This window comes from Pseudoxanthomonas spadix, from assembly GCF_003703395.1.
GTDB classification, from domain to species: domain Bacteria; phylum Pseudomonadota; class Gammaproteobacteria; order Xanthomonadales; family Xanthomonadaceae; genus Pseudoxanthomonas_A; species Pseudoxanthomonas_A spadix.
In genome coordinates this window covers 145,527-154,179 of record NZ_RDQN01000008.1, presented here as the reverse complement: position 1 = coordinate 154,179, position 8,653 = coordinate 145,527, and the positions used below count along the sequence as shown (strand labels likewise).

Genomic DNA, 8,653 nt, shown 5'->3' with positions numbered 1-8,653 from the left:
GGAGAGAGCCGCCTCGATCCTGCCCACGCTTGTGAAGTTCGAGCTTGAGCTCGTTCAACTGTTCGGGCTAGGGACGAGGTCGATGTGCGGCGGCCCGGGCTCCTACACGTGCTTGGCAACACTGCGCTCCATCGGCCTGCCGCACATCGCTCTCCACCCAAACTCTAGACCTTCGCGCAGACACAAGCGCACCTCAGGGCGCGATGGGGCTTTCCCGGTGAAGCCTCTCGCGGCCCTGCGGTCCGCTCCTACGCTCCCCGAGCGGGACCATCCGAGAAATTTTCCATGAGCCGCAAGCAAGCCTTCCAGTTCCTCGAATTGCCCCGCCAGATGCCCCAGCGCATCCCGGTGGAACTGCGCACCTCCGGCGACTGGGGCGAGCTGTACGGCAAGTTCGACAAGGCCGATGCCCAGTACCAGGCCGGACGCTGCCTGGACTGCGGCAATCCGTACTGCAGCTGGAAATGCCCGGTCCACAATGCCATTCCGCAGTGGCTGCAGCTGGTCCAGGAAAACCGCATCCACGAGGCGGCCACCCTGTGCCACACCACCAACCCGCTGCCGGAAGTCTGCGGCCGGGTGTGCCCGCAGGACCGCCTGTGCGAAGGCAGCTGCACGCTGGAGGAATTCGGCGCGGTGACCATCGGCGCGGTCGAGAAGTACATCGTCGATACCGCCCTGGCCACCGGCTGGCGCCCGGACATGGGCAGCGTCACGCCCACCGGCAAGCGCGTGGCGGTGATCGGCGCCGGTCCGGCCGGCCTGTCCTGCGCCGACCAGCTGGCCCATGCCGGCATCCATGCGGTGGTGTTCGACCGCTACGAGCAGATCGGCGGGTTGCTGCAGTTCGGCATTCCCAGCTTCAAGCTGGACAAGTCGGTGATCGCCACCCGCCGCGAGGTGCTGGAAGGCATGGGCGTGGAATTCCGGCTGGGCGTGGAAGTGGGCCGCGATGTGACCATGGAGCAGCTGCTGGGCGAGTTCGACGCGGTGTTCCTGGGCACCGGCGCCTATCGCTACACCGACGGCGGGCTGCCCGGCCAGGACCTGGAAGGGGTGCTGCCGGCGCTGCCGTTCCTGGTCCAGAACGCGCGCATCGTCACCGGCGGCGACACCTGGGGCCGGCCGATCGCCGGCTGGGAAGACAAGATCGTCCTGCCCGACCTGACCGGCAAGCGCGTGGTGGTGCTGGGCGGCGGCGACACCGGCATGGACTGCGTGCGCAGCGCCATTCGCCTGGGCGCGGCCAAGGTCACCTGCGCCTATCGCCGCGACGAGGCCAACATGCCCGGCAGCGCGCGCGAGGTGGCCAACGCCCGCGAGGAAGGCGTGCGCTTTTTGTTCAACCGCCAGCCGCTGGCAGTGGAAGCCGGCCCGGACGGCAAGGCCTGCGCGGTGCGCGTGGTCCAGACCCGCCTGGGCGAACCGGACGCGCGCGGCCGCCGCACCGCCGAGCCAATCGAAGGCAGCCAATCGCTGCTGGACGCGGACGTGGTGATCATCGCCTTCGGCTTCTCGCCGACCCTGCCCGAGTGGCTGTCCGCGCTGGGCGTGGAAGGCCAGGCCAACGGCCGGATCGTGGCCGGCGGCGTGAACGCTGATGGAAGCCAGCGCCTGCCCTACCAGACCACCCACCCGAAGCTGTTCGCCGGCGGCGACGCGGTGCGCGGCGCCGACCTGGTGGTCACCGCCGTGGCGGAGGGGCGCGACGCAGCAGCCAGCATCGCGGAGTTGTTGCTGGGCTGAGCCACGATCCGCACCCAGGCGCGGTCTTGGCCGTGCCTGCGCCTTCCATCTGCCGCGCGTTGCCACGGCCGACTTCCAGTGCCCACCATGTCTGCCCTGACACCTGCCCGCCTGCTGCGTGATTCCTCCGTCTCGGCCTTGGCCGCCGGCCTGGTCACCGTGCTGGTGGGCTTTGCCAGTTCGGCGGTGATCGTGTTCCAGGCCGCGCGCCAGGTCGGTGCCGACCAGGCCCAGACCAGTTCGTGGATCCTGGCGTTGGGCGTGGGAATGGGCCTGACCTGCATCGGCCTGTCGCTGCGCTATCGGATGCCGGTGGTGACGGCCTGGTCGACACCGGCGGCGGCGATGCTGGCGGCCACCACCACCGCGCTGCCGCTGTCCGATGCGATCGGTGCGTTCGTGGTGTGCGCGGCGCTGATCGCAGTGGCGGGATTTTCCGGGGTGTTCGAGAAGATGCTCTCGCGCATCCCGCTGCCGCTGGCCGCGGGCATGCTGGCCGGGGTCCTGCTGCGCTTCGGCCTGGACACCTTCGTCGCGGTCAGGACCCAGCCGCTGCTGGTGCTGGCGATGCTGGCCAGCTACCTGCTGATGCGCCGGCTGTGGCCGCGCTATTCGGTGATCGCCACGCTGCTGGTCGGGATTGCGGTGGCAGCCGGCGGCGGGCTGCTGCATCTGGACAGCGTCGTGCTGACGCCCACGCGCCCGGTGTGGGTCACCCCGACCTTCTCCTTCGCCGCGCTGCTGGGGATCGCCCTGCCGATGTTCGTGGTGACCATGGCCTCGCAGAATGTGCCGGGCGTGGCAGTGATCCGTGCCTCGGGTTATCACATGCCGGTTTCGCCGCTGATCGGCTGGACCGGCGCGCTGAACGTGGTGCTGGCGCCGTTCGGGGCGTTCTCGCTCAATCTGGCGGCGATCACCGCGGCCATCTGCATGGGGCCGGAAGCCCACCCGGATCCGCAGCGCCGTTACATGGCCGCGGTCTGGGCCGGGGTGATCTACCTGGTGGTCGGCCTGTTCGGCGCGACCGTGGTGACCTTGCTGGCCGCGTTTCCCAGGGAGCTGGTGATGGCCATGGCCGGCATCGCCCTGCTGGGCGCGCTGGGCAGCAACCTGAGCGGGGCGCTGAAAGACCACGGCAGCCGCGAGGCGGCGCTGCTGAGCTTCCTGATCACCGCCTCCGGACTGAGCGTGCACGGCATCGGCGCCGCGTTCTGGGGCCTGCTGGGCGGTGGCGTCGCGCTGCTGGTGCTGCGTCCGCGCAAGACCGGCTGATCGTTCACCGATGACGCAATGGTCAGGCCTGGCGCCGGCCGTTTCATCGGCGTGTTGCGTTGGATGTCGTAGGCTCATGTCTGCAATGCGGTCGCTTCCCCCACCTGCACCGTCCATGCATCGTGCCGTTTGGTGGTCGCTTACGCCTGTCGGCCGCCGGGCATGACGATGGTTTGACCCCACGGAGACGTCCATGCGCACCCACCTTTGCCGAACGCTCAGCCTGGCCCTGGCCACGCTGCTGCTGGCCACCCCGCTGGCCGCCAGCGCCCAGCAGCGCGTGCTGCAGTACGCCGGGGTCAACCTGGCCGGCGCCGAGTTCAAGGCCAGCCAGAAGCCAGGCACGTTGTTCAAGGACTACACCTACCCGTCCGAGAAGGACTTCGACTACTTCGCCTCCAAGGGCATGAACGTGGTGCGCCTGCCGTTCCTGTGGGAACGCCTGCAACCGCAGCCCAGGGGCGAGTTCGACGCCATCCAGCTCAAGCTGCTGCAGAAGACGGTGGAGAACGCCTCCAGGCGTGGCATCACCGTGCTGCTGGACGTGCACAACTACGCCGACTACAACGGTGCGCAGATCGGCAGCGAGGCGGTGCCGGTGGCAGTGTTCACCGACCTGTGGGCGCGCCTGGCCAGGGAGCCGGCGTTTGCCAACAACAAGCAGGTGATGTTCGGCCTGATGAACGAGCCGCACGACATGGGCGCCACCGAGTGGGCCAGGATCGCCCAGGCCGGCATCGATGCGATCCGCGCGGCAGGCGCGCAAAACCTGATCCTGGTGCCGGGCACGGCCTGGAGCGGGGCCCACAGCTGGGGCAGCCGGGTCGCCGGGCGCGGCACCTCCAACGGCGATGCGCTGGCCAAGCTCAAGGATCCAGCCAACCGGCTGGTGTTCGAAGCGCACCAGTACCTGGACAAGGACTCGTCGGGCACCAAGCCCGAGTGCGGCGACGACCAGAACATCGGCGTGCGCCGCCTGGAAGGCTTCACCCGCTGGCTGCGCGAGAACGGCAAGACCGGGTTCCTGGGCGAATTCGGCGCCAGTCCCGACCCGGCCTGTCTGGCCGCGCTGGACAGAATGCTGGCCTACATCCAGGACAATGGCGATGTGTGGCGTGGTTGGAGTTACTGGGCCGCGGGTGGCTGGTGGCCGCCGAGCTACATGTTCAATGTCCAGCCGGACAAGGAGGGCAACGACAAACCGCAGATGGCGGTGCTGTCCAGGTACGCCCGCCAGATCACCCAGTCGAACAAGCACGCCCACTGAGGGCACAAACCGACCCCTTTCGACACCCGACAGCCGCATGCAGTGCGGCTGTTTTCTTGCATGCTCGCCCGCGCGGGCAGCAACAGGCGCCGCCGGCCACGCGTGCGGCGATGCCATCTCGATGCGTGTGCGGGTCATCCAGGTGATCGATCGAACTCTGTCACGCTACGCACATTGCGGTGCGGGCGGGGACGCTGACTGGCATGCCAATTGCGAAATTCCACCCGACCTCGCCACGGGTGGAATCAGGAACTGATCCGCACGCCACGCCACGGACGCTGGAACTGCGGCGGTCCACGCGCGACGAAGTCGAGCCGGCAACGGTCAGCCCCGATGCCGGCGCCACCGCTTGCAGATGACACGCCCACGATGGCTGTCGGTCTGGCACGAACGTCACGCCAGCCACCGGTTCAGCAAGACAAATCCATCCCCCTGCTGCGACACGCCGAGCGCGTCCGCACGACACCACCGAGATCCCCCAATGCGCCCTTCGATCACCACTTTGCTGAACACCCTGGCCCTGGCTGCCGGACTGGCCTGCGCCTCCAGCGCCCACGCACAGACCACGCTGCAGTACGCAGGCGTCAATCTGGCCGGGGCCGAATTCAACTCGTCCAAAAAGCCAGGCGTGCTGTTCAAGGACTACATGTATGCCTCCGATGCGGACTATGCATACTTCGCCGATCAGGGCATGAACGTGATCCGCTTGCCGTTCCTGTGGGAGCGCCTGCAGCCCAACGCCGGCGTCACCCTCGATGCCGCGCAGCTGGGCCAGATCCGCACCGCGGTCACCCGCGCCAGGAACCATGGCCTGAAGATCATTCTGGACCCGCACAACTACGGCAAATACAACGGCGCCGCCATCGGCAGCAGCACCGTGCCCGAAACGGTTTTCGCCGACCTGTGGCGGCAGCTGGCGAGCGCCTTCGCCAACGACGATGCAGTGATCTTCGGCCTGATGAACGAGCCGGCCGGGCTGTCCTCCACCACCTGGGCCAGCGCCGCGCAGGCCGGCATCAATGCCATCCGCGCCACCGGGGCCGGCAACCTGGTGCTGGTTCCGGGCGTGGCATGGACCGGCGCGCACAGCTGGAACAGCGCCTCGGCCGGCGGCGGCATCTCCAATGGCGATGCCCTGGCCAAGCTGAGCGACCCGGCCAATCACCTGGCCTTCGAAGTGCACCAGTACCTGGACAAGGATTACTCGGGCACCTCGGCCACCTGTGTCAGCACCACCATCGGCGCCGACAAGCTCAAGGGCTTCACCGATTGGCTGCGTGCCAACCAGAAGGTCGGCTTCCTGGGTGAATTCGGCGCGGCCGACAACCCCACCTGCATGGCCGCCCTGGACGGCATGCTCGCGTACATGCAGACCAACAGCGATGTGTGGCTGGGCTGGACCTACTGGGCCGCTGGTGCCTGGTGGAACCCGAGCTATATCTTCAGCGTGCAGCCGGTCGATGGCGTGGCCAAGCCGCAACTGGCGGTCCTGTCGGCGCACGCCCGCGAGGTCACCGGCAAGTAGGCATCACGCGGTGACCGCCGCGCGGGCCGGCATCAATCCGGCTCGCGCAGCTGCAGCAGCCAGTGGCTGACCGTCTTGCCGGCCGCTGCCGGCAGCGGTTCGAAATCGAATTGCCAGGCCACCGGATCGGCATTGGCCACCCGCAGCGGCAGCACCGCACCGCTGGCTTCCCCCTGGCCCAGCCGGGTTTCCAGCTGCGCCAGCTGCCGGGGCGGGAGCGAGGGATCCAGCAGCGTACGCAGGTCGCGCCCGATCATGTCCGAGGTGTCGGTATCGGCCAGCCGGGCAAAGGCGTCGTTGGCAAACACGACCCGGGCGATGCCGGTCGGGCCGCGCTCGATGATCGCCACGGCCTGGCGCAGCCGCGCCAGCGAAGCCTCCAGCATGGTGAAGTCCTGCTGGTAACGCTTGCGCTCCATCAGCTCGATCAGCACCTGCAGGCTGCGCGCCGATTCCAGGTCCAGCCTCGACCACGGGCGCGAACGCCCGCGCACCGTTTCCTGCCACAGCTGGAAGCTCTTGCGTGGCGACAGGCGCGAATTGGGGATATCCGGCAGCTTGGCCAGCTGCGGATTGCCTGCCCAGTTGACCGTCTGCACCTGCTCGCGCCGGGTCCACAGCAGTGCGCTGCGCGCCTGTGGCATCAACGGCACGAACAGGACGCCAGCGGCCAGCGGTGCCAGGTCGGCCAGTTCCGGGAAGGTGGTGCCAATCGCATCGGTCTGCAGCGCGCCGACCGCGCCTTCGCGCAGGTTCTGGTCGTTGCGCGCCTCGATCCGGGCGCGGATCCGGGTCAGGTCCTGCGCTGCCGGCAGCTGGCCGTGGCCGGTCACCTGATGGCCGTGGAAGATCGCCACGCCATCGGCATCGATCACGTCCATCAGCTCCGGCGCCATGTCGGCCAGCATGTCTGCGGTGCCGGTGCCGATCTGGTTGAACGCGGTGATCAGCTTCTCGCGCACGGTGAGCAGGGCCGATTCGGTGCGCGCCCGTTCCACCGCCTGCAGCCCGCCGATGCGCGCGGCCAGGCCGCGGGTCAGCGCGTCGGCCACATCGCGCATGGCGTGGCTGGCAAACAGCGGCCGGTCGTGGTGGCAGGACACCAGTCCCCACAGCACGTCATTGACCACGATCGAAGTCACCAGGGTGGCGCGCACGCCCATGTTGCCCAGGTATTCCAGGTGCACCGGCGAGACGCTGCGCAGGCTGACATCGCTCAGGTCCACCGGCTGCTGGCTGTGCGGGTTGAGCACCGGCTCGATCGGCGCCGGGCGATAGCCGACGTGGGCGATCTGGCGCACGCGGTTGCGCAGGTACAGTGCCCGCGCCTGCGCCGGGATGTCGGTGGCCGGGTAATGCAGGCCCAGGTAGCCTTGCAGATGCGCCGCCCTGGCTTCGGCGATCACATCGCCATTCCAGTCCTGGTCGAAGCGATAGACCATCACCCGCTCGTAGCCCAGCATGGCGTGGATCTCGCGCGCCACGCGCAGGGCGGCTTCGGCCACCGAGCCATCGCGCTCCAGCAGGCGCAGCACCGGCAGCGCATCGCGCGCGGTGACATCGCAGGCCTGCGAATCACGCGGCTCGATCTCCACCAGCCACTGCTCCGGCGACAGGTGCCAGGCGGCCACGCAGGGCTCGGCGGTGGGCTGGCCGCGCTGCGGGAAGGTCACCGGCGCATGCGCCAGATGCAGCGGCTCGGCCTGTGGGTCGGCGGCCGGCAGGACCCGCGCCCCCAGGTCCAGCAGCGCGTCCCAGCGCTGGCCAAGCAGCGCGCCGGCGTCCACCCCCAGCAGCGCCGCCGCCGTCGCGCTGGCCTGCACCACCCGGCCACTGGCCGGGTCGATCACCAGCAGCACGCCGTACGGCTGGATGGAACCGGGGATGTGGATCGGCTCGCGCGCGCATGCGTCCATGTCCACCGGGTCGAACGCGCCCCTCATGCACGCACTCCCGCGGAAAGATGGTGGGCGAAACGCGCGAACATCGCCCTGGCGCCGGCCGCGGCCTGCGCGCGCGAAGGCGGATCGGCCAGCGCCGCTTCCAGGCAGCCCTGGAAGCGGCGCCAGGCCGAGGGATCTTGGCTGCCCATGTCCAGGTAGGCCAGCGCCGGGGCCAGCTGCGGCTGCTGCAGGCGCAACTGGCGGGCGATGATCCGGCCGCCCAGCAGCGCGCCTTCGACCACGTACAACATGCCCCACGCGCGGGCCGGGCCGTCGGCCGGCAGAGCCGGTTGCGGCGCCATCGGGGCGCTGGCCTCCAGCGCGGCCAGGTCATGGCGCAGGGCAGCGGCACGGCGGCGATACGGCCAGCCGTGCGCGGCCAGCGTGTCCAGCCAGGGCGCATGGGTGCATTCCCACGGGGCCAAGACCGCCAGATGGCAACCCAGCACCTGCGCGTAGCGCGCGCGATCCAGGGTGCCGGCGGCCAGCGCGGGCATGTGCGGCAAGGCTTCGACCCGGGCATGCGCCTGCGCGGTGACCTCACGCAGGAAACGTGCGGCAGACTGCGGTTCAACCTGGGGAACTGGGGACATGCGGGCGCGGCGGAAGCAAAGGTCAATGCCCGGCGTCGGCAAGCGGGCGTTCGGGCCAAGGCGAGCCTAGCAGTCTGTCGGGCTTTGGTGGTCGAGGCGAGAATTCGGCTGTGCGAGGTCAGATTTTCGACGGTTCGCCGGCCCATAGTGGTGCTATGGCCAAGAAGCGGCGGAAAGATGGACCGCACAGGCGGATTCGCAGCCCGGCCGACCAAAGTCCGACAGGCTGCTAGCAGCGCGCGCGCCAATGAACCAACCATCGTGCGCGGCCAGGGCTGGCGCCGCCACGGCCCGGCGCGGGGTG

6 protein-coding genes are annotated in these 8,653 nt (G+C 69.2%); 4 read left to right on the top strand and 2 right to left on the bottom strand.

The genetic code is table 11. The annotated features are described in order from the left end of the window. Window positions 1-285 precede the first annotated feature (285 nt). The 4 genes from D9R12_RS13035 (at window position 286) to D9R12_RS13020 (ending at window position 5,813) form a co-directional block, all read left to right on the top strand. Window positions 286-1,746, top strand: a complete 1,461-nt coding sequence (locus D9R12_RS13035; RefSeq protein WP_122231068.1) for an FAD-dependent oxidoreductase — start codon at window positions 286-288, stop codon at window positions 1,744-1,746. Window positions 1,747-1,833: 87 nt separating this feature from the next. Continuing rightward, window positions 1,834-3,021, top strand: coding sequence for a benzoate/H(+) symporter BenE family transporter (locus D9R12_RS13030; RefSeq protein ID WP_014159292.1), 1,188 nt, complete (start codon window positions 1,834-1,836; stop codon window positions 3,019-3,021). A 193-nt stretch (window positions 3,022-3,214) separates the two neighbouring features. Continuing rightward, complete coding sequence (locus D9R12_RS13025) at window positions 3,215-4,288, top strand: glycoside hydrolase family 5 protein (RefSeq protein WP_122231066.1); 1,074 nt, start codon at window positions 3,215-3,217, stop codon at window positions 4,286-4,288. Window positions 4,289-4,769: 481 nt separating this feature from the next. Next, entirely contained in the window at window positions 4,770-5,813 is a 1,044-nt protein-coding gene (locus tag D9R12_RS13020; RefSeq protein WP_122231064.1) for a glycoside hydrolase family 5 protein, read from the top strand. Between the two features lie 32 nt (window positions 5,814-5,845). On the opposite strand, the gene bphP is transcribed toward D9R12_RS13020, so the two are convergent. Further along, window positions 5,846-7,756: a bacteriophytochrome BphP gene (gene bphP, locus D9R12_RS13015; RefSeq protein WP_122231062.1), complete on the bottom strand. Its 1,911-nt coding sequence runs from the start codon at window positions 7,754-7,756 to the stop codon at window positions 5,846-5,848. After that, window positions 7,753-8,349, bottom strand: a complete 597-nt coding sequence (locus tag D9R12_RS13010; RefSeq protein ID WP_122231060.1) for a biliverdin-producing heme oxygenase — start codon at window positions 8,347-8,349, stop codon at window positions 7,753-7,755. Before D9R12_RS13010 ends, bphP begins: the two co-directional genes overlap by 4 nt. Window positions 8,350-8,653 lie beyond the last annotated feature (304 nt).

What these genes read in the sequence shown, in the direction of transcription:
- D9R12_RS13035 (WP_122231068.1), top strand. Translation starts at nt 286, where the DNA reads ATGAGCCGCAAGCAAGCCTTCCAGTTCCTCGAATTGCCCCGCCAGATG.
- D9R12_RS13030 (WP_014159292.1), top strand. Translation starts at nt 1,834, where the DNA reads ATGTCTGCCCTGACACCTGCCCGCCTGCTGCGTGATTCCTCCGTCTCG.
- D9R12_RS13025 (WP_122231066.1), top strand. Translation starts at nt 3,215, where the DNA reads ATGCGCACCCACCTTTGCCGAACGCTCAGCCTGGCCCTGGCCACGCTG.
- D9R12_RS13020 (WP_122231064.1), top strand. Translation starts at nt 4,770, where the DNA reads ATGCGCCCTTCGATCACCACTTTGCTGAACACCCTGGCCCTGGCTGCC.
- bphP (WP_122231062.1), bottom strand. Translation starts at nt 7,756, where the DNA reads ATGAGGGGCGCGTTCGACCCGGTGGACATGGACGCATGCGCGCGCGAG.
- D9R12_RS13010 (WP_122231060.1), bottom strand. Translation starts at nt 8,349, where the DNA reads ATGTCCCCAGTTCCCCAGGTTGAACCGCAGTCTGCCGCACGTTTCCTG.